Genomic DNA, 19,356 nt, shown 5'->3' on the forward strand with positions numbered 1-19,356 from the left:
TCACCGTTTAGCAAAGTCAAAGAGGCTTTTGTATCCCGGTTTACCCTCCCTGCCTTTTTCTTGATACCATTTAGGGGCTAAATTCTTTAGATTACTCCAAGACCTCCTTAGAAAAACTGGTGGTGGTTTATTCTCTCTATAAGTATTTTTAAACCACTCTATTGTCTGAGGATCCACTGGATAACCAGAACCAAAATCTCCAACTAGCTTTCTCAGTGCATTGAGGTTTACATCTCTAAATACCTTGGCGAAAATACTTGCAAGAGATACAATTGAATAAAGCACGTCTGCTTTAGCCTCCATTTTAAACTCCACTTGGTTTTTCAATAACTTCTTTGAGTAGTTGTCCAGTAAACTACTTCTACCCTTTACTTCATCAACATATATTTTTACCTGTGTATTCGGTTGGGGTTTTACTATTTTAACCAGGATCCTCAATATATTCTCCATTGCTTTTAATTCAAGGTCGTTTAAATTCTCTCTATCTATCCTCCACGGAGGAATATAGATAGATACTACAACAACCCCCTTACTCAGTGCTTCAAGAAAGATTCTATATCTATCACTCGGCGTTAATTGTTTACTATCTGCTAGTCCCTTACCAATTAGTTCTTTGAGAACACTCTCTCTAGCTACTACTCCCGATACAACCATGTCCCCTATGAGTGGGCCTCTACCAGCCTCGTCTATTCCAATAATCACTGTGTTATCACTATCCATTTCTACAACCACTCATTATTTTCCACTATAAAGCCTATATAGTATTTCTATTGAATCAGCTCATAGTAAAACACGCACTTCACGCCTTAATACCTCAAAGAGAATTACTCTACCTAGGTGTTATCTATGTATTTATGTGGAGAAATACACTACTTTAGAGTCCCCAAACCCCTCTGGCGTGATAGACTACTCAAATTAAAGAGAGCTGGTGGAAACTGTGTATCTACTTACATCCCCTGGAACTGGCATTCACCAAGAGAAGACATTGTTGTCTTCGACGACTCGTGCCTACGAGAAACACTACACTATTGTCCTCGAGAAGCTCGGTAAAAACCCACCTGGCAACATGATTAAGAAGTTTAAAGACAAACAGTTGAGGCACAGGATATACCAAGCATCATTTAAAGGAATTCAAAAGGCAATTGAGGAGAAAGCCAGGGAGCTAGGAGTTCCCGTGTTCTACGTAGACCCCAAGTATACTTCGAAGCTGTGTCCAACACACAACGCCGAAATAACCTACAATGGCTCTCGAATCGGCAAATGTAGTAAAGGAAACGAACTATGGCATAGAGATGTTGTTGCATGTTGGAATCTGTTTTTCAAAGCCCTAGGGGGTGATGGGAGCATTGCTCCAAGCCCTCTAGGGCTTTTACCCGTAGATGGGAGCCCCATGCCGTTGGGCTCAACCGCCACCCATGACCCCACAGTGGTCAAAAAACCACTGTGGGCAAGGTGGAAGTCCCTAGATGCAACCAATAAAAATAAATCCATATCAACAAGCATCTAGGGACAAACGGTGCAATACCATACTGGGCTCCAACATACTTCCAGCAACAATGGGGCCTTGACCCAGCTACTGCAACACTAATAGTCTTTGCTGCAGGTCTCGGCATGATGTTTGGATACTTTATTTCTGGTTTACTAACAGATCACTTGTTAAAGAAGGGCTATGTCAATGCTAGACTACTAATTCCATTCACCGGTATATTGATTGGAACGGCTACCACTGTTGTGCTACTGAGTTATCCATATCCACACGGCGTTACAGATTTAAATGTATTGCTACCAGTTATTCTACTATCTCTACTCGGAATGGTCTTTGTAACATTTGCAGCTCCAAACGTACCGGCTGTACTAAGCGAGATTACTCTTCCAGAACACAGAGGTACAATATTTGGAATCTTCAATATAACCGATAATATAGGTTCTGCAATAGGGCCTCTACTAGCGGGTACACTTATAATGGCTCTTGGTGGAATGTATCAGGGACTAATAGCTGTAACCCTATTATGGATACCATGTGCTCTACTATGGCTACCGGCACTAAAGACATATAAGAGAGATAGAGAGAAACTAAGAAAAATCCTTGCTGAGCGCGCCGGGGTAAAATAGTATCTTGCTTGTTCTTGCATACTCTATTTTTCCCTTCTTACCCCCTCATCTATTTCAACAAGCCAAGACCCACTTGTTATTCGACTGGTTTCTCTCACTACGTTTAAGCCTCTAGATCCGTCTTCAACCATTGCTAGTAGTGCGCCGCCCAGTCCAGCACCACTTATTTTAACTGCAAATGCTCCTGCTTCAAGTGCTTTTCTCCTTATTTCTTCTAGTTGTGGTAGACTTACATCATATAAATCTCTTAGTAGTACGTGTTGATAGTTTACTAGTCCTCCGAGTAGTTTTAGTTGATGGCTACTTGCACTATCTGCTTCTTCAAGGCATTTACTACACTCTCTACTAAGGTATTCTTCTACTTCTCTCAGTTTACTACGGCTTGGATTTTCAATTAACTCTAGTGCTAGTCTTGTACTGTAATTCATTTTTAGTGTAAACAATATTCTCTTTCTCGGTGTTTCATCTAGTTTCTCAATGTATGGCTTTATGTCTTCAATTGACAACTCCTCCCATTTTACTTCATATATATTTGTACTCAGTAGTTTCTTTACTTCCACTGGCAGTTCTTGTTTTAATAGTTGTTCTATTCCTCTTTTAATCTCGTATATTCTTACCGGGTGAATTGCTCCAGTAGAGTGTTTTATACCAGAGTTTACTGCTACGAATTTAAATAATTGTGTTTTTAGAGTTGATACTCTATATGGTGGTTTGGTTTCAATTCTCGAGATGTAGCCAAACGCCGATCCATACTGGTCCAGTCTACCACAAGGTATACCCATAACATCGTGTTCACTAGTATATGCCAGCTCTGCAATTTCCCCTCTACTCAGGTTAAATCCCCACAATTCTGACAGTGCTTTTACAGCTGAGACTTGGAGTGCTGCACTACTAGCCAATCCAGATGCAACTGGTATATCGCTATATATCAACATATTGAATTCTCCAGTTACTCCAAGTTTGTTTTTTAACACTAATACAACTGATCTAATGTAGTCTCCAAACCAGCCCCCACCCTTTAAAACAGGGTTTTCCACGCTGAATTCATCAATGCAAGGCTGGTTTTCCACGCAGAGGTTTAACGATACAATTTGAGTGGTGTTAGAGCGGGAGACAGCAATATATGTTCTCTTATTTATAGCAACCGATACTACTGGCAAACCCTTATAGTCTTGATGAGTATTGAGAAAGTCTAGTCTACCGGGAGCTGACGCTATAACTTCCGGTTTTCTATTAAAGAACTCTTGAAACCTGGTTTCTATGTATTCAAGTATATTCATTCAAAACACCTCCCCATGACATCGTCTAACAATGATACAGTTTTTCTACATGCCTCTCGCAGTTCAACTGCTCTCTCCTCCGGGACACCATCATATGTAAAAACCCAGTAGCCCCACTCGATTCCAGCAGCGTATTTTAACTTCTCTTTATCTCTATACGGCTGGTAGAACTCTACGTGGAAGTGGTATTCATAACTACCTTTTGCTGGGTGGTCGTGGAAGGCCATTATATATGGAGCATCTCTCTCTAAGAGCACTGTGTACATTGCTGTTACAACACGCAAGGCATCTGCTAGCGCTCTAATTTCCCTCTCGTTAAAGTCTCTCAATGACTTAATGTGTTTTAATGGATAAACGTGGACTTCGTAAGGCCACATTGCATAGTGTGGAATTAACACTATGAACTCGTCGTTTGAGTAAATCAATCTCTTCTTGTAGTTTAATTCATATTTTACAATATCGCATAGTAGACAAGAACCAGTCTTCTCCCGGTATTCTCTAAAAGACTCTATTTCCTGCTTTATACGTGGTGGAATAAAGGGCAGAGCGTAAATCTGTGAGTGTGGGTGTGTGAGAGATACTCCTATCTCCTTGCCCTTATTTCTAAATACAGCTACGTATTCTATGAAGTCTAGACTACTTAGTTTTAAAACTTCGCTTCTATAGGCTTCTACAACTCTAACTGCATGGTCGAGGCTTAGAGTGTATAAATCACCCTCGTGGCTAGGTGTTTCAACGACTACTTCTGCAATACCACGTGCTTCTCTCTTGGTATAGAGCGAAAACTCTTCTTGTTCAACACTGGGGGGATTGGGAATCAAAGCAGGATATTTATTTGGTAAAACAACCACGTCCCATTTATCCAAGTGTTTTAATTCAGGCGCTCCCGGGCAGAAGGGACACTGGAACGAGGTTTGTTTCTCCTCTGGTCTCCAAGGTCTAACCGCTCTATGCTTAGCTACAATTATCCATTGATTAATTAATGGATTAAATCTTACTTCGTGCATTACGCATTCAACCCTAATTAATATTATGGTACATGGAGATATAAAATATATAGTAGGCTATATCTAAGTGTAAACATAGTCTAGGGTTGATTGAAATGTCGTCTTTCTATGATAATCTAGATGCATGGGTTAAAAGACAGAAAGAAACAAAAGACTTGTTTATGAAGGCTGAAAAAGACTATGAAACAGCTGATAGACTAACACTAATCACTCTATCAAGACTAGCATTTCAACACATGGAGAAAACAATAGAAGCATTTGACAATTGGTTAAAAGACCCCATGATAACCACACACATGCCTCGTGAAATGCTGGTTGAATTATGGAGTCAGCTAAGAGAAATATTCTATAAACTAATAGACTTAGACATCGAGCACACGTCGAAATTCGCTGAACACTTAAAGAAACTAGAAGAATCAGATGGTATAAACCCTTTGTTTACACTTAGACTGACACGTGAAGAAAAAGAGAGTAGGAGGAGGCCGCCTACACCAATTATCTAGAAGAGCCAGCTGTTTTTAAACAAGGTTTCCCTAACTATTGTATGTATCTACAAAATATATAGTGGAAAACAAGTTGTCGTATAATATGTGTTTACTTCAACGCTTTGATGCTTTCAATCCAGCTTCTACATCTATTGGTGCAACTCTCGGCCATATCTCTTCATAGGCTTTTCTTAGTTCTTCAACATCGCTCTTTATTGATTCAATTGTTTTTTCAAGTACTTCTTTACCGCTACTTGTAATGTATAGCTTTTTGTTTTTGAGTGATAGTTCTACTAGACCAGTGTATTTAAGTGATGTTAAATCATTTAGTAGTTCTTTGCTTGTTGGCGTATCCCCTATCAATGTATAGTTATAGCCAAATAACTTCCCCTTCTCTTTGTCTATTAAGTAGACTAGGTTTGCTAGTGCCTTCTCGCTTATACCACTTGACGCTAGTGAGACTATGTAGAGGAGTTTTATTGCTCTCGGGTTTTTCACTACATCGTTAACTGTTACTACTGGTTTAGCAACTATACGTATTTCCTTTCCTTTTTCACTACTACCTGCTTGCTGCTGACCAGATACTTTTGGTTTCTTTAATCCACCCATACAATCCACCTCTCTTAATCAAGGGGCTCTATATACCTATTTCACGTAGGGGTCTTATATTATTGATTTTGCTGGGTGGTAATTACTGGTCTGTGTGCTAGTAGTATTCTGGCTTTATACATTAATAACTCCATTGGATCAATAAATGCAAATATACCCGCCTGTTCTACTTTAAACCCTTGGGTATTTATTAATTCACCCGCTGCCTTGTTGACATCAATACTTGTTTTCTCGAGTGCAAATGATACTGCTTTATCAACGCCTTCAATTGCTTCTTGTATTTTCAATGCGAATTTATGTGACCTGGTAAAGTATATAATGTAGACGTATAAACCTGAAACAACGAGTAGAAGTCCACCGGTTAAAATAGAGCTTAAATCTCCACCTAGTAGTATGAATACTACTCCGAGAATACCAGTCGCTATTAAACCATATATTTGTCCAAGTATTGGAGCAATTGCTGATAGAGCAATAGCAATAAATAAGTAGAGGTTTTCTAGTAAGCCCTCTTCTACAATCTTGATTAAACCATATATTACTCCAAGAACCAGTGGGAGAGCAAGTTGTATTCTCTCAATTAAATGTGTTTTTTCAAGCATATCTCTAAACTCTCTAATTTGCTCTCGAAGCGATGGTATTAAATTGTATACAACGTAGTCGTAGTCCCGTCTGCCAGCTATTTTCACTGCTTCCTCAATGAGCAAGACAATTAATACGTATTTATCCCATATCCTCCTAGAGAAGCCAATAGGGGTTTTAGAATGTGAAATCTCTTCTTTTATATCCATTATAGAAGAGAGAGCCCAATTATCAAACCCGGATTCACGTAGCTTCAATGCGAGATAATCAAGTCTTTTAATTAAGTCTTCAACTATTTTTTTCACTATACACCACTCCTTCATTGTTGACCTAAATACACTCCACTTACATATAGTGAAATTGGGTTTTAAAGGTGCTGTTATGGAAAGAATAGTTTTTAAAAAGAGTATTCTAAACAGACCCGTCGAGGAATCAATTTCATCGCCTCTAGAAAAAATCTATATTGGACTTGGATATAAGGGAAACAGTGAAGTACTAGTTGAAGTAGTCGAAGAATGCCCGAATATAGCTGAAAACCCATATGTATCCTTTAAAGCAGACCCTATCTGCTTATACAACGTTTTAACTAGGAGTGAGAGAAGAGGGCTACAACTAGTTGTCTTAATACACTCTCACCCAGCAAGCCCCAAACCCAGCTACCTGGATCTAGAGGGTATGAAGACATGGCGTTATCCATGGTTGATAATAGATTCTCGTAGTGGTGAATACGCGGCTTGGATTCTCGTAGATGGCGGGGTTAAACGAGTAGAGGTGGTTCTAGTTAATTAAAGTTATTAAACACCATGTTATTTTTGTATTATTATATTAGTGGAAGCACCGTAAACAACATGGTGTTCTATAATGAGTGGTATTGGTATAAGAGTTGAATCCCCTAGTAGACGTAGAATATCAGCACACAGCCACATACGAGGCCTAGGCCTAGACGAGAACGGCAAAGCTATATTTGTAGCAGACGGATTGGTTGGACAAACAGAGGCGAGAGAAGCAGCTGGAATAGTTGTTAAAATGATTAGAGAGGGCAAGCTCGCCGGTAGGGGAATACTGCTAGTTGGACCACCTGGAACAGGTAAAACAGCACTAGCAGTAGCAATTGCTAGAGAGCTGGGTGAAGACACGCCATTCGTTATGATGAGTGGTAGTGAAATCTATAGTACAGAGCGTAAAAAGACAGAGGTTTTAATGGAAGCCGTTAGAAAAGCACTTGGTGTTAGAATTAGAGAGGTTAGAAAAGTCTATGAAGGAGTAGTAAAAGAGGTAAAGTACAGGAGAGCACGCCATCCACTAATGCCATATTACGCTATGATCGTAGAGGCTAGAATAACACTTGCAACAAAAGACGAAGAGTTAACACTAACCGTTCCAGAAGAAGTAGCACAACAACTCCTCGAACTAGGTATACGTAAAGGCGACGTTATCTGGATAGACGCTGAGACAGGTAGAGTCCACAGAGTTGGAAAAACAAGAGAGGTTGAAGGAGCAAGAACATATGATATAGAAGTAAAAAAGGTAGTTGAAATACCCAAAGGCCCCGTGAAAAAAGAGAAAGAAATAGTAACAGTTGTATCACTCCACGAACTAGACACTTACTTTGCAGCTCAGAGAAGCATAGTTAGCTTCTTCGGATTGACATTTGAAAGAGAAATTCCAAGCGAGGTTAGAAGACAAGTAGATGAAACAGTAAAGAAGTGGCTAGACGAGAAGAAAGCAGAGCTAGTACCAGGTGTTTTATTCATTGACGATGCACACATGCTTGATATAGAAGCCTTTAGCTTTCTAACAAGAGCTATGGAGGCCGAGTTCGCGCCAATACTAATACTTGCAACTAATAGGGGATTCGCCAAGATCAGAGGAACAGATATAGAATCCCCACATGGAATGCCACTAGACCTACTCGACAGATTATTAATTATACCAACCAGACCGTACAATGCCGAGGAAATACGTGAAATTATAAAAATTAGAGCTGAAGAAATGGAGGTTGAATTAACCAAGCAGGCACTCGAGAAACTAGTAGATCTAGGCGTAAAGAAGAGTCTAAGATACGCAGTGCAGTTAATGGAGCCAGCTAGAATAATTGCTGAATCCAGGGGATCAGATAAAATAGATGTTGAAGACATTGAAAAAGCATCTAAACTATTCATAGATGTATCAACAAGTGTTGAATATCTTAGACAATACGAAGAGAAGTTTTTAAAGTAGACTGGTTAATCCACTCTTCTATTAATTATTAAAACTACTTGAATCAACTAGTTTTCTTATTTTTTCTCTGGCTTCACGCCCCTTTGGCTCACCCATAACCTTCATAGTTAACTTGCAGAAACCACATATTCCACTAGAAGACGGCATACCACAGTATTTACATAGAATAATGCTCTCTCCCTGAACATATCTACTAGCATTACGCGCGAGTTTCCGTGAGAGAGATATTTTAAAGCCTGGTGCATATTCTTCTAGTTCATCTAGCATTTTACGAGCACTGGTTGTAATCGGGTCTCTGTATTTAAACGGGCAGTTTGCACCCACTACTCTTATATTTTTCAGTTTTGCATATAGTTCTAAGTCGCTTTCATATACTTCATATAGTGGTTTAATTCTCTTTGCAGCTACTCCTGGAATACCAGGAGTTATAGGAGTCATTTTCGAGAAGTCTACTAGGTCTTGGAGTAGAAAGTCTTTTAATGCAAAAGATAAAATATCGTCTAAATGATGTCCCAGAGCTATCGCGTCAGCCCCTATTTCCAATCCCACGAGGTTTAATACATATCGTTTTAACATTCCACAGAGACTACAAGGAGGCCTTTTAGATTTCTCGACTAGCTCGGGTAGAGTATAACCAATTAAGTCTTTTAGTGAGATTATTAGACAGGGTATTCCCAGTTCTCTACTAGCTTCTATAATTATTGATTTTGATTCTTCCGAGTAGTTGTTTAATCCTAGATCAATGTGGAGGCATACAATTTCAATATTGTATCTACTTTTCAGTTTTGATAGAATATAGAGTAAACTCATACTGTCTTTTCCTCCCGATACACCTATAAGTAGTTTTTTTAGATCACTATGCATTTTATATCTCTCAATAGTTTTTGCAACTCTTTCTTCAATATACTCTGTAAAGTGTTCACTACACAAATTGAGTTTAGCATATCGTATTCTTACAGTTGCCGGCCGCCCACACTTCTTACACTGTACTCTCGGATTAGCGCTTATCAATACACTCATCTACTACACCGAGAACAATTTAGATTATTATAGCCCATATAATGATTTATTTTCAAGGTGTTGAGAGTGCTTATTGGAGAAGTATATAAAAGCCTTGTAGACGAAGACTTTAAAGTTCTTGCATCGCTTGAAAAAGCACTTGTTGATAGAGAGTATGCTCCACTACAGCTACTTGAAAAACTAAGTGGTATACACGAAGAGAAATTACAGTTGATATTGAGGAAACTACACGATTTAAAACTCGTTAAACGCGAGACGATATCCGGGGAAAAAATGTATAGATTGACAACACTGGGCTATGATGTACTCGCAATTAGAGCTCTAGCCAAAGCAAACGTGATCGAGGCTATTGGAGACAAAGTAGGAACTGGTAAAGAAAGCGAGATATATCTCGGGCTAGCACCAGGCGGCGTGCAAGTAGCAATTAAATTTATTAGAATTGGTAGAACGAGTTTTAGACAAACAGCTCGTGTAAGAGCATGGGCTCGTGATAAATCAATATCTTGGTATCAACAATCAAAAATAGCTGCTGAGAGAGAATACAAAGCACTCTTAGAACTCCACCCTCATGGAGCACTAGTTCCAAAACCAATTGGCTATAATAGACACGTCGTTGTAACAGAATTTATTGATGGAGTAGAATTATATGAAAGACCAGAACTAGAAAACCCCGAGCTTGTTTTATCCAAGATCCTAGAGACTATTTCAATAGCATACCACAAAGTGAAAATTGTACATGGTGATCTCAGCGAGTACAATGTACTCATTAGAAAAGAAGATGAGTCGCCATTTATAATAGACTGGCCTCAATACGTATACAGCGATGACCCATCAGCACCAGATCTCTTGAAGAGAGATGTATACTATATTGTAAAATTCTTCAATAAGGTCTACAAGTTAAATATTAATCCAGAAGAAGCACTCAACAATATCTTGAAAACCGAAAAGAACCAGTAGTGAAACAATTTAATTAACCACTTAAACACTAATTCTCCACGGGGTGAGCTCATAGTAACAACTATGGGCCTCGACATTATACCAGGATATTCGCCGAGGTCGAAGAGAGTACCAAGATACGCTGTAGTAATAACTCGAAATGGAGAAGTAGTTGCAAAATTTGACAGTGTACCCTTATATAGAGTAATAAGGTTGATTATAGAACACCATGTAGACATAATAGCAGTTGACAACATATACGAGCTAGCTAAAAGCACGAGAGATATAGCTAAACTCTCTAAGCTAATACCATCATGGTGTAAAATAGTCGAGGTTACCTGGACTCCCAGTGGATATAGAGATGTAGAGAGTTTAGCTAGAGAACAAAGCCTCCCAGCTCCAGGAGACCCCTTGACAACAGCACTTGTTAATGCACTACTTGCAGAGAGGGGGTTTGGAAAAGAAATCAAACTACACGCTGATAGAGTCTACATTATTGTCTCAAAGGGAAGGACTCCAGTTCAGGGAGGATCAAGCAGTGATAGGTTTAAGAGGAGTATAAGAGCCTCTGTACTACAAGCAGTAAAAGAAATCAAAGAAGTACTCGACGAAAACGAATTAGACTATGATTTAGTTGTAAAAGAGAGCGAGGGCGGCCTCGAACGAGGATTTTTCATAGTGTACGCTCCACTAGAGAGAGTTCAAGAACTAGTGTCTAGATTTGAACATAAAAACATCAAAGTAAAAATAGAGCCGGGTGTACACGTCTCATACTCTAGAGAGTCAAAGAAAAAAGTTATTCTAGGCATCGACCCCGGTATAAATGTTGGTATTGCTGTATTAGACCTCGAGGGAAAGCCCCTTCTCGTAAAGAGCTATAAAACACCTGATCGAGAGCTGATAATAGAATCAATACTGGCAATCGGCAAGCCAATAATAGTATCTGTAGACGTTGAAAAACCACCTGAATACGTAAAAAAGATTTCTTCACTACTAGATGCAATATTATTCACTCCTGAAAAAGACATGTCAGTAGATGAAAAACAAAAAATAGTAGCAAAATACACTGAGAAATACAATATAGAAGTAGATGACTCACACGCTAGAGACGCACTAGCAGCCGCTATAAAAGCATATGGCTACTTCAAACCAGTAATAGACGAGGTTTTATCGAAAATAACTGGTATTGATGAAATCGACAAAGAAGAAGTAATAACACAAGTTATTCGTGGAAAACCACTCGCAGAAGTCCTAGAAGAAGAATTCATGAAAATCCTGTGGAAAAACGAAACTAAACCAAAATACACAATACAAGAAAAACCCACACCCACGGAAACAACAACTCCCACTACCAGTAGACTCCACACTAGACTAGTCGAATTAGAACAAATGGTTAAGAAACTAGAAGCCGAACTAGCCCGTAAAGACGAGGAAGTTAGAAACCTCCAATTAGAACTAGCATACCTTAAAAAGAGGCCTCTCGGCGTTGAATGCGAGAGAAAAATAAACCAGTTGCAGTTAGAAGTTGAAACACTGAGTAGACTACTAGAAGAGAAAACACGTATAATTGAATACCTGAGGGATAAAGCAGCCCTACTAGAAAAACTACTAATAGAAACAGCTAGTGGACACTACACTATCGCCTGTAAATCAAGTAGTATAGAAGTATGTAGTAGTCAACCAGTATACCTAGACAATCCATTAAATCTAAACCAGGCGATTACATACGCTAAAAACATGAAGACAGGTATCATTACACCTCTCAAAGATAGTGGTTTATCATGGGAGGAGTTTAGAGTCCCCATTGTAATTGGAGAAGTGGTTTTAGACCTGGGCAATTACGTACTAGTTAGATCGGAGTTATTAAATGAAATAAAGAGTTTGTGGGCGAAGATAGAGGAATTAGAAGACAAAGAGCGTAGAGAGAGAATTCGTAGATTAATCAGAGAATACCAGGAATCAAGGAGAAAAACAGAATAGTTCTAGTAGAGGGTTACTTTATCACTGAGTATTAACTCTGTAACTTGTCTTATATTTGCAAGGTATTCGTCAACTATTCCTCTTACATCTTCTCTAATGTGACTTGGAATCTCCATTATTGCGGGATTTCTAGGTATTAACTTAACGCTTGCAATTAATGGTCTATCTATTGGTTTACCAATTTGGCTTAGGAGCTCAATATATACATCACTAAATACATCGCTGTGTTCAGAGTATACTTTTTCAGCTATCATTCTAGCTAGTACATTGTATATCTTGCCAACGTGGTTAACAGGGTTTTTGCCGGCAGTGGCCTCCATGCTTATAGGTCTCATGGGAGTTATTAATCCATTAGCTCTATTACCTCTTCCAGTTTGCCCGTCATCTCCGTGTTCTGCTGATGTACCTGTTACTGTAATGTAGAAGCTGTCTCTTTCTGGTATGTCAGCTGTATTAATGTATACTTCGACGTTGAATTCAGGTGCTATTTTGTATGCGAGGTTTCTAACTTCTTCTACTACGTCTTCTTTTAGTTTTAAATACTCGTATTTGTCAGCTACTTCTCTGTCTATAATTGCTGCTGCTATAGTCAACACTATTTTCTTGTCTCTTCTCAAACCCATTACTTTAACGTCTTCTCCTACTCCAGGATACTTCTTTTTAAACTCTCTATTGTTGAGTAGTCGTTCTGTTTCTAATACTAGTTGTTCTAGTGTGGTTAGTGGAGCAAATCCTACTCCAATACTCGTGTCGTTTGCTAGTGGTGAGCTTTGTTTTCCAGCTTCGAATACTGTTATCAGGTCTGCACTACCCTTTCTAATCATGTAGTCTACTATTACATGTGAATCAGGGTCTAGATATCTAAAGTTTTGTCTAATCCAGTTTCTAACGGATTCTACTACTAGTTTTCCAAATGGTATTTGGTGTATTCCATCGCTTGTTCTTACCTCAGTTGTCGCTCTTCCAGCAACGATAATGTATATTGGCTCTATTACTTCTCCACCACCAAATCTCGGGTTTGCCTGACCTCCAACTAGTAGTGTTTTATCTAGATTGTGGTGTAGAATAGTGCCGAATTCCTTTAAGTAGTATTTACACAACGCCCTTGAGGCCACCTCGCTAGCAGAGTCAGCTATATAGTCTGGATGCCCCAATCCCTTTCTCTCTACTAGTTCTACTCTCATTTCTCTAACGCTCTGCATTTTGAGAAGTTCTATTTCAATGTTTCGGGGAAACTCCAATCTAAACACCATTAATTCTCCGGGTTGCAATCTATGTATTCAAAATACTTGATTAATCTATAATCACTTATAAATAAAGTTCTTTTCTTTTTCTCTACACGTATTACTCGACTATGTTTCATAACACTCTACAAGGCCTTCTCCCACACCATGTTCTATAATTCTAGACGGCCCTGGTAAATACTGTTCTATTTGTTCCTCACTCAACTCTATATACATGTTTGCACGCTCACTCGCTTTCTCTACGAGTAGCTTCTTTATCTTGATTGATACTTCTCTTAGTTCTTCATCGCCGGGTACTAGGACTACGTATGAAATACTTGTTTTTCTAACGACGTCTGGTGAGCCAGCAAATAGCTTTATATAGCCACCATATATAGAGTCACAGAAAAACCTCAATCCCAGCCCTAGCTTCAATGGTGTTTTTACATATGATTTTTCACCATAGATCATAAATGCTCCTTTTCCAATGTATTCACCTGAAGGAGGAGTTTTAGATACCTGGGAGCCTTTAACCCAGAATACATCTATGTAGCTAAATCCTGCTTTCCAAGCTTTCGAGTAGGCTCCAGCTATATACGCTGCATCTAATATGTCTTCTTCGCCTGGCTCTCTACCGTGTTTAAATAGTATTGTAGCTGGTGCTCCATGAATATCAGCGTGTAGAAAGATATCGTTGTCTCCAAGATACTTCTTTACCAATACCTCGTTTTGCGATGCATCACGGCCTGCTACAACTAGAAAACCGTTTCTCGTTATACTCCACCTGTATTTTTCATACCAGTATCTCGGAGGATTCTTTGCATAGACTACTCTACTTGCTTCTTGTACTACCTGCATTGATTGCTGTTCTAGTTCAACGAGTACTTGTCTTGCTTTTACTAGTTTCTTTTCTAGTTCTCCCCTCTTCTTTTCTAGTTCAAGTATTTGTCTATCTAGTGGTTCACGAATACTGAGAGGTATTTCAACGCCGCTCAACTGGAGAAATACTAGTCCACTGCGAGCATCGTATTTAGAAACTCCACATTCACTTATATACTCCCACCCCTTTTCTCGCCTTGTTTTAACAATGCATTCAAATACCTCGTTGATTAATCCATAGTTTTCATATATTACTCCGAGGAGTTTTGTAATACTGGTTAATTCTACTTCATACTCGTTAATTATTTTCTTCTGCTCTTCTATTCTCTTCTTCCAGGTTTCTGATTGTTTTTCTAATTCGCGTTTTCTCTCTTCTACTTCTAGTTGTGCTTCGTATTCTGTGAAATACAAGTCTATTGCTTCATCGAGTTTTTCATATTCTCTTACTTCGTAGCTGTATACTTCACTAAACAATAATGGCTTGTAGGGGGAGTAAAATTCAATTCTATCTTCGTTTTTAACAATATAGCCTCTACCCCGCTCTGACTCTGTAATTAACCCATTGTATTCTGTAATCAATCTTTCTATGTCACTTAATTGTATCTCGCTTGGCTTCTTGTTTTTACTATTGTATAAACCAGCTCTGTAGAGTACTTCCTCGGCGAGGTATCCGGGAAGGCCCCATCCATACACTAATCCTCGAACAAGGTCTTTGCCCTTTGAGAGCGCGGTAACCAGGGTTTCTCTATCACTTGGACCTACTCCTTTGAGTGGGGGTGGCGTGTATTTTACGCCCGGTTTTACTACTCTGTCTTTGAATTCTTCAAATCTGGATGCATATAGTATTTTTTCATCACTACTAGCTATTACCCAGAGTCCTCGTGGAATCAGCTCGATGTAGTGTATTAATTCTCTTTCATGCCTGCCGGTTTTTACAACTATTATTCTCTCCCACCAGGGCATTTCAATACCGATAATTCTAGTGTCTCTTACATGTGCTCTTAGAAATCTAGCTAGATTGTCAATGTCTTTGCTTCCGGGTTCAACCATGGATAAATGTATTCTTTGACCGGGCTCTATTTTCAATAATCTACTCTCTCCTCTACATCTTAGTTTTAAAAGCCAGTAGTATTTCGCTCTATAGGCATTATCAATGAAACAGCCTACTAGGTCTTCTCGGTGGTTTTTAATCCATGCATATAGATCAATAATATCCATTGCTTTTTTGAGCAATACTGATCGCCAGTCACCAGTTTTCTCTACCAAGATTTAAATAACTAGTTCTCTTTATAGCTACAAATAGACCTTGGTGTTAAAAGTGAATATAGAAGACAAAATAGTATTGAATAGATTCATTGTGGGCTTGCTGTATGGAGTTGTAGTCTACGCTATCTACTTGCTTAGAGGTCCGCTTGAAGCATCTAGAATTGGTTGGGCGGCTTCAATCCTCGTATACTACTTTACAATTCCATATATTGTCTACAAGTATAAACCTCCAAGTAGATTTCAAGTTTATTTTAGAGGGCTAGCTACATTCTACGCTACATGGCTACTAACAACTATTCTACTACACGAGTTATTTAGATTTCTTGGTGTTGTAGAGTGATTAAAGCAGTATTCTTGGATTTATGGGATACACTCATATACTCCGAACCAGGCCCCATAGAGACATATACAAGGATGGAATTAGAGTCAATTACAAAAACACTGAGTAGAGTAAAAAACATCGATATTGATAGAGTTACAAGAGCGTATAGAGTATTAGTTGATTATAGAGGTGTAATTAAACCAGGAGTTTACGCTAAACTACTTGCTAGTCTACTAGGTTTTAATCCAAACGACCCCCTCCTCGAAGAAGTTGCAGTAGAATATGAATTCGGAGCAGTCCAGTACACACCACGCGTTGTAGAAGGCGCCCGCGAACTCCTCGAATACATTAAAAACAGAGGCTTGAAGACAGCACTAGTAACAAATACCCACTTCTCGAGTAGTGTACTAAGAATAATACTTGGAAACGCTGGCTTATCCAGATATATAGATGTTATTGTTTCATCAGCTGACTACGAGGTTTTAAAACCACATCCCCGCATATTTGAAATAGCAATGAATGCACTTGGCGTTAAACCCTTTGAAGCAATACACATAGGAGATTCATGTAGTAGAGATGTTCTAGGTGCATATGTATCTGGGATTAAACCCATTTTATACGCCCGCCGCTCTGAAAGTATAAGAGCATGCGAGGAAATACCTGGGTTAACCATTATCTACTCTCTGAGAGAGGCAATTCCAGTACTCGAGAAGATACTTGGTGAATAATTAATGGAGGCGGGTAGAAAACCCATTATTATAATAGAACACTGTGAAGACGGGTTGTCTCCATGGATTATATTAGAGTATAGACATGCATCTATAATCTATGGTAGAGAAAACCTGTTATTTACTAATATACCACGTAAATACCATAAAATACTAGCTAAGTATGGAAGAGTAGAAGAAGAGAGCATAATAGACTTGGTTAATAACGGTGTAATACCAGCCAGTCAAGTCATAATTTTAGATCCAAAAGCACGTGAAGAATTAAAATATACTCACCTACTAGAAGCCAAATACGTAGTTGTAGGCGGAATACTAGGCGACTACCCACCCAGGGGTAGAACATGGGAATTTATAACTAGTAAAATGCCACCTACTGTAAAAGCATTTCACATAGGGGAAGGCCAGTATAGTATTGATGGTACAGTATACTATGTACACTATCTCTGGTCGAACAAGGATCTTGAAGGATACCAGTACATTGACGGCTTGAAAATAGAAACCGATTATGGCGAAGTATACCTACCCTATAGATACCCCGTTGTAAATGGAAAACCCCTTCTAGCTGATGGACTAGAATACTACTTGAAATATAGGAAAATACGAGACGATATTTGGAGTGAACTAGCTTCTCTACAATAAAAACTCTACTCTAAGAAAACTATTGTATACGTAGTACAGCCGAGCCCTTAATCCTCGCTACTTTGAGTTTTCTTAGTGCTTCATTAACTCTATCTAGTGGATATTCTTCTACGTGTACTTCGAGTGGTTTATCTCCCACTGCTTCAAGTAATTCAATAACATCTCTCCTAGCTACATTAGCAACTGTTTTAACTTCTCTTTCGAGCCACATGTGTTTTTCATAAATGAGGTTTACTGGTGTCTGTTTTCTAATAACGTTTACTACTAGTATTCCACCTGGTGCTAGTAGCTCGAGTGCTCTCTGGATTGTTTCACCTACTGGTGTGAAATCTATAGCTCTATCTATCTGTCTAGGTGGTTGCTCGCTTGGATGTCCAACCCAGTCTGCTCCTAGTTTTCTAGCTAGTTCTTGGTGTTCGTGAGACCTTGTAAAAACATATATTTCAGAAGAGGGGTAAAGTCTCCGAGCGACCTGTATCAATAAGTGTGCAGACGCACCAAAACCAAATAGTCCAAGGCGTAGTCCATCCTCCATCCTGGTTAGACGTAGAGCTCTATAACCCACTGCTCCAGCACACATTAATGGTGCTAGTTTAACAGGGTCTACATTGCCGGGTAATCTATAAACATAATCAGAATATGCAACCATGTACTCAGCGTATCCACCATCAATATGGCAACCAGTTGCCTTGAAATCCACGCATAGGTTTTCCAGTCCTCTCTTACAATAACTACACTCGCCACACGTGTGGGCAATCCATGCTACACCAACTCTATCTCCTGGTTTCAGACTAGTGGTTTCATCGTATACTTCTACTACGCGTGCTACTACTTGGTGTCCTGGTATAACTGGTAGTTTACAGTGAACTCTCCCCTCTACAATATCTATATCTGTATAGCAGACACCACAAGCCTCTATTTTCAAGAGTACCTGTCCACGAGTAGGTGTTGGAATATCTACTTCCACTATCTCTAGAGGGTTTTCTTTAAGTGGCAGGTGTGGATATCTACGAGGAAGACCCTCAATACTTATTTCTGCGTGTTCTCTCAATACAGCCGCCTTCAAAAAACAACACCCTTCTCCTACTTCTTCTAGTGTTTAATTAATCATGGTTTATCTTAAGTTTATTATTCACCGGCTTTCTCTATTTCACTCAATATCTCTCTATATGTTTTTGGTTCTGGCCTCTCACCAACAAATTCAATTGTTACATATTTAAATCTCGGTTCGACTTTCTTTATTTCTTCTTCTATTTTCATTGATAGTTTTTCCACGTCTTCTACTTCCATGTCCTTGTCTACTTCTACTTCTAGAATGAGCATGTATTCATCTTCTGTTATCATTGTTGCCTGGAAGACATTGACGTCTCTTACTTCTTTAAACTCTAGTACTTTGTTGATTACTTTCTTTAATACCTCTCTGGGGGGAGCTCTACCAATTAATACTTGGAAATACTTGTAACCTATTGATATCGCTGAAATCAATATTACAATAGAGATAACTAGGCTTCCAATAATGTCTAATAGTGTACTCTTCGTTACAAGTGTAAATAGTGCTAGTATACTACCAAAAGTATCGCTAAACGAGTCTACAGCGCTACCCGTTAATACGGGGTCTTTTCCACTGTTTTTCCTGGAATAGATGTATAGATATGTAAAACCAGAAATATTGAATACTAGTGCAGTAGAGTATACTATTAGAGAGTATGTTTTAACGGTTATTTCTATGGGTTCTCGTAGTATACTTATAACTTTAAATAATGCTACACTGAATAATAGACCACTAAAGATCATAATAGAGAGTAGTGTCAAAACATATGGTGCTCTACGTCCTCCAAAAGGATAGAATACACTCTTCTTTATTCTCGTATACTTTAATCCAAGTATGAGTAGACCAAGGCCTACACTATCACCTACATCATTTAAAAGATCTATGAATACACTCGTCGCGTTTGTACCCATTACACTTACGAATTTAAATATAACTGAAACCGTGTTAGCAATAAATAGTATTAAAACCGGGTGCAATTCTCTATAGTCACCAAACTATATTATTTTTGTGTAACAACTC

Annotated in this window: 21 protein-coding genes; 11 read left to right on the forward strand and 10 right to left on the reverse strand. The window is 38.8% G+C overall.

Translation table 11 applies throughout. From position 1 onward, the window contains the following. A complete protein-coding gene (gene rnhB, locus ACZ5YP_RS01340; protein WP_464835456.1) occupies positions 1 to 720 on the reverse strand; it encodes a ribonuclease HII in 720 nt (239 codons plus the stop codon). Positions 721 to 846: 126 nt separating this feature from the next. Between rnhB and ACZ5YP_RS01345 the strand changes: the two genes are divergently transcribed. Genes ACZ5YP_RS01345 through ACZ5YP_RS01355 form a run of 3 tightly spaced genes read left to right on the forward strand, consistent with a single transcriptional unit; the run spans position 847 to position 2,112 of the window. Further along, entirely contained in the window at positions 847 to 1,050 is a 204-nt protein-coding gene (locus ACZ5YP_RS01345; RefSeq protein ID WP_464835457.1) for a beta-galactosidase, read from the forward strand. Beyond that, a complete protein-coding gene (locus ACZ5YP_RS01350) occupies positions 989 to 1,507 on the forward strand; it encodes an IS200/IS605 family accessory protein TnpB-related protein (RefSeq protein WP_464835458.1) in 519 nt (172 codons plus the stop codon). The genes ACZ5YP_RS01345 and ACZ5YP_RS01350 overlap by 62 nt, the downstream gene beginning before the upstream one ends. A 14-nt stretch (positions 1,508 to 1,521) precedes the next feature. Beyond that, positions 1,522 to 2,112 (forward strand): MFS transporter, encoded by a 591-nt coding sequence (locus ACZ5YP_RS01355; protein ID WP_464835931.1) that lies wholly within the window; start codon positions 1,522 to 1,524, stop codon positions 2,110 to 2,112. A gap of 23 nt (positions 2,113 to 2,135) precedes the next feature. On the opposite strand, the gene ACZ5YP_RS01360 is transcribed toward ACZ5YP_RS01355, so the two are convergent. Both ACZ5YP_RS01360 and galT read right to left on the reverse strand, forming a co-directional pair. After that, positions 2,136 to 3,392: a GHMP family kinase ATP-binding protein gene (locus ACZ5YP_RS01360; protein ID WP_464835459.1), complete on the reverse strand. Its 1,257-nt coding sequence runs from the start codon at positions 3,390 to 3,392 to the stop codon at positions 2,136 to 2,138. Further along, positions 3,389 to 4,399, reverse strand: a complete 1,011-nt coding sequence (gene galT, locus ACZ5YP_RS01365; protein ID WP_464835460.1) for a galactose-1-phosphate uridylyltransferase — start codon at positions 4,397 to 4,399, stop codon at positions 3,389 to 3,391. Before galT ends, ACZ5YP_RS01360 begins: the two co-directional genes overlap by 4 nt. A gap of 95 nt (positions 4,400 to 4,494) precedes the next feature. Here galT and ACZ5YP_RS01370 point away from each other — a divergent pair, with 95 nt between their 5' ends. Then, positions 4,495 to 4,902 (forward strand): DUF2153 family protein, encoded by a 408-nt coding sequence (locus ACZ5YP_RS01370; RefSeq protein WP_464835461.1) that lies wholly within the window; start codon positions 4,495 to 4,497, stop codon positions 4,900 to 4,902. 96 nt (positions 4,903 to 4,998) lie between these two features. On the opposite strand, the gene ACZ5YP_RS01375 is transcribed toward ACZ5YP_RS01370, so the two are convergent. Together ACZ5YP_RS01375 and ACZ5YP_RS01380 are read right to left on the reverse strand one after the other, a co-directional pair. Next, the gene (locus ACZ5YP_RS01375; RefSeq protein WP_464835462.1) at positions 4,999 to 5,493 is read right to left on the reverse strand and encodes a hypothetical protein; all 495 of its coding nucleotides are present in this window, start codon (positions 5,491 to 5,493) and stop codon (positions 4,999 to 5,001) included. Positions 5,494 to 5,552: 59 nt separating this feature from the next. Beyond that, positions 5,553 to 6,377: a hypothetical protein gene (locus tag ACZ5YP_RS01380; protein ID WP_464835463.1), complete on the reverse strand. Its 825-nt coding sequence runs from the start codon at positions 6,375 to 6,377 to the stop codon at positions 5,553 to 5,555. A 76-nt stretch (positions 6,378 to 6,453) separates the two neighbouring features. Here ACZ5YP_RS01380 and ACZ5YP_RS01385 point away from each other — a divergent pair, with 76 nt between their 5' ends. Beyond that, positions 6,454 to 6,861, forward strand: coding sequence for a Mov34/MPN/PAD-1 family protein (locus tag ACZ5YP_RS01385; protein WP_464835464.1), 408 nt, complete (start codon positions 6,454 to 6,456; stop codon positions 6,859 to 6,861). 72 nt (positions 6,862 to 6,933) lie between these two features. Beyond that, positions 6,934 to 8,292 (forward strand): RuvB-like helicase, encoded by a 1,359-nt coding sequence (locus tag ACZ5YP_RS01390; protein WP_464835465.1) that lies wholly within the window; start codon positions 6,934 to 6,936, stop codon positions 8,290 to 8,292. A 21-nt stretch (positions 8,293 to 8,313) separates the two neighbouring features. Here the strand turns inward: ACZ5YP_RS01390 and ACZ5YP_RS01395 are convergent, their stop codons facing one another. Further along, the gene (locus ACZ5YP_RS01395; RefSeq protein ID WP_464835466.1) at positions 8,314 to 9,312 is read right to left on the reverse strand and encodes a PP-loop family protein; all 999 of its coding nucleotides are present in this window, start codon (positions 9,310 to 9,312) and stop codon (positions 8,314 to 8,316) included. Positions 9,313 to 9,378: 66 nt separating this feature from the next. On the opposite strand from ACZ5YP_RS01395, the gene ACZ5YP_RS01400 reads away from it, so the two are divergent. After that, a complete protein-coding gene (locus ACZ5YP_RS01400) occupies positions 9,379 to 10,269 on the forward strand; it encodes an RIO1 family regulatory kinase/ATPase domain-containing protein (protein ID WP_464835467.1) in 891 nt (296 codons plus the stop codon). A gap of 63 nt (positions 10,270 to 10,332) precedes the next feature. Continuing rightward, positions 10,333 to 12,228, forward strand: coding sequence for a DUF460 domain-containing protein (locus ACZ5YP_RS01405; RefSeq protein ID WP_464835468.1), 1,896 nt, complete (start codon positions 10,333 to 10,335; stop codon positions 12,226 to 12,228). Between the two features lie 2 nt (positions 12,229 to 12,230). On the opposite strand, the gene ACZ5YP_RS01410 is transcribed toward ACZ5YP_RS01405, so the two are convergent. Beyond that, positions 12,231 to 13,430, reverse strand: a complete 1,200-nt coding sequence (locus tag ACZ5YP_RS01410) for a methionine adenosyltransferase (protein WP_464835932.1) — start codon at positions 13,428 to 13,430, stop codon at positions 12,231 to 12,233. 150 nt (positions 13,431 to 13,580) lie between these two features. Further along, entirely contained in the window at positions 13,581 to 15,563 is a 1,983-nt protein-coding gene (gene rqcH, locus ACZ5YP_RS01415; RefSeq protein ID WP_464835469.1) for a ribosome rescue protein RqcH, read from the reverse strand. An 85-nt stretch (positions 15,564 to 15,648) separates the two neighbouring features. On the opposite strand from rqcH, the gene ACZ5YP_RS01420 reads away from it, so the two are divergent. The 3 genes from ACZ5YP_RS01420 to ACZ5YP_RS01430 are packed head-to-tail and all read left to right on the forward strand — an operon-like array spanning position 15,649 to position 17,285. Beyond that, positions 15,649 to 15,936, forward strand: a complete 288-nt coding sequence (locus ACZ5YP_RS01420) for a hypothetical protein (protein ID WP_464835470.1) — start codon at positions 15,649 to 15,651, stop codon at positions 15,934 to 15,936. Further along, positions 15,933 to 16,646, forward strand: coding sequence for an HAD family hydrolase (locus tag ACZ5YP_RS01425; protein WP_464835471.1), 714 nt, complete (start codon positions 15,933 to 15,935; stop codon positions 16,644 to 16,646). Before ACZ5YP_RS01420 ends, ACZ5YP_RS01425 begins: the two co-directional genes overlap by 4 nt. Before the next feature lie 3 nt (positions 16,647 to 16,649). Beyond that, positions 16,650 to 17,285: a hypothetical protein gene (locus tag ACZ5YP_RS01430; RefSeq protein ID WP_464835473.1), complete on the forward strand. Its 636-nt coding sequence runs from the start codon at positions 16,650 to 16,652 to the stop codon at positions 17,283 to 17,285. 19 nt (positions 17,286 to 17,304) lie between these two features. On the opposite strand, the gene ACZ5YP_RS01435 is transcribed toward ACZ5YP_RS01430, so the two are convergent. Both ACZ5YP_RS01435 and ACZ5YP_RS01440 read right to left on the reverse strand, forming a co-directional pair. Next, positions 17,305 to 18,351, reverse strand: a complete 1,047-nt coding sequence (locus tag ACZ5YP_RS01435; RefSeq protein WP_464835475.1) for a zinc-dependent alcohol dehydrogenase family protein — start codon at positions 18,349 to 18,351, stop codon at positions 17,305 to 17,307. A 62-nt stretch (positions 18,352 to 18,413) separates the two neighbouring features. After that, positions 18,414 to 19,313 (reverse strand): cation diffusion facilitator family transporter, encoded by a 900-nt coding sequence (locus tag ACZ5YP_RS01440; protein ID WP_464835476.1) that lies wholly within the window; start codon positions 19,311 to 19,313, stop codon positions 18,414 to 18,416. Between the last annotated feature and the right edge of the window lie 43 nt (positions 19,314 to 19,356).

The sequence above is a fragment of the Sulfophobococcus zilligii genome (genome assembly GCF_055398255.1).

Excerpts from the sequence above, each read along its gene's own strand:
- ACZ5YP_RS01345 (WP_464835457.1), top strand. The coding sequence starts at position 847 with ATGTATTTATGTGGAGAAATACACTACTTTAGAGTCCCCAAACCCCTC.
- ACZ5YP_RS01375 (WP_464835462.1), bottom strand. The coding sequence starts at position 5,493 with ATGGGTGGATTAAAGAAACCAAAAGTATCTGGTCAGCAGCAAGCAGGT.
- ACZ5YP_RS01360 (WP_464835459.1), bottom strand. The coding sequence starts at position 3,392 with ATGAATATACTTGAATACATAGAAACCAGGTTTCAAGAGTTCTTTAAT.
- rnhB (WP_464835456.1), bottom strand. The coding sequence starts at position 720 with ATGGATAGTGATAACACAGTGATTATTGGAATAGACGAGGCTGGTAGA.
- ACZ5YP_RS01430 (WP_464835473.1), top strand. The coding sequence starts at position 16,650 with ATGGAGGCGGGTAGAAAACCCATTATTATAATAGAACACTGTGAAGAC.
- ACZ5YP_RS01385 (WP_464835464.1), top strand. The coding sequence starts at position 6,454 with ATGGAAAGAATAGTTTTTAAAAAGAGTATTCTAAACAGACCCGTCGAG.
- ACZ5YP_RS01405 (WP_464835468.1), top strand. The coding sequence starts at position 10,333 with ATGGGCCTCGACATTATACCAGGATATTCGCCGAGGTCGAAGAGAGTA.
- ACZ5YP_RS01370 (WP_464835461.1), top strand. The coding sequence starts at position 4,495 with ATGTCGTCTTTCTATGATAATCTAGATGCATGGGTTAAAAGACAGAAA.
- ACZ5YP_RS01395 (WP_464835466.1), bottom strand. The coding sequence starts at position 9,312 with ATGAGTGTATTGATAAGCGCTAATCCGAGAGTACAGTGTAAGAAGTGT.
- galT (WP_464835460.1), bottom strand. The coding sequence starts at position 4,399 with ATGCACGAAGTAAGATTTAATCCATTAATTAATCAATGGATAATTGTA.
- ACZ5YP_RS01390 (WP_464835465.1), top strand. The coding sequence starts at position 6,934 with ATGAGTGGTATTGGTATAAGAGTTGAATCCCCTAGTAGACGTAGAATA.
- ACZ5YP_RS01410 (WP_464835932.1), bottom strand. The coding sequence starts at position 13,430 with ATGCAGAGCGTTAGAGAAATGAGAGTAGAACTAGTAGAGAGAAAGGGA.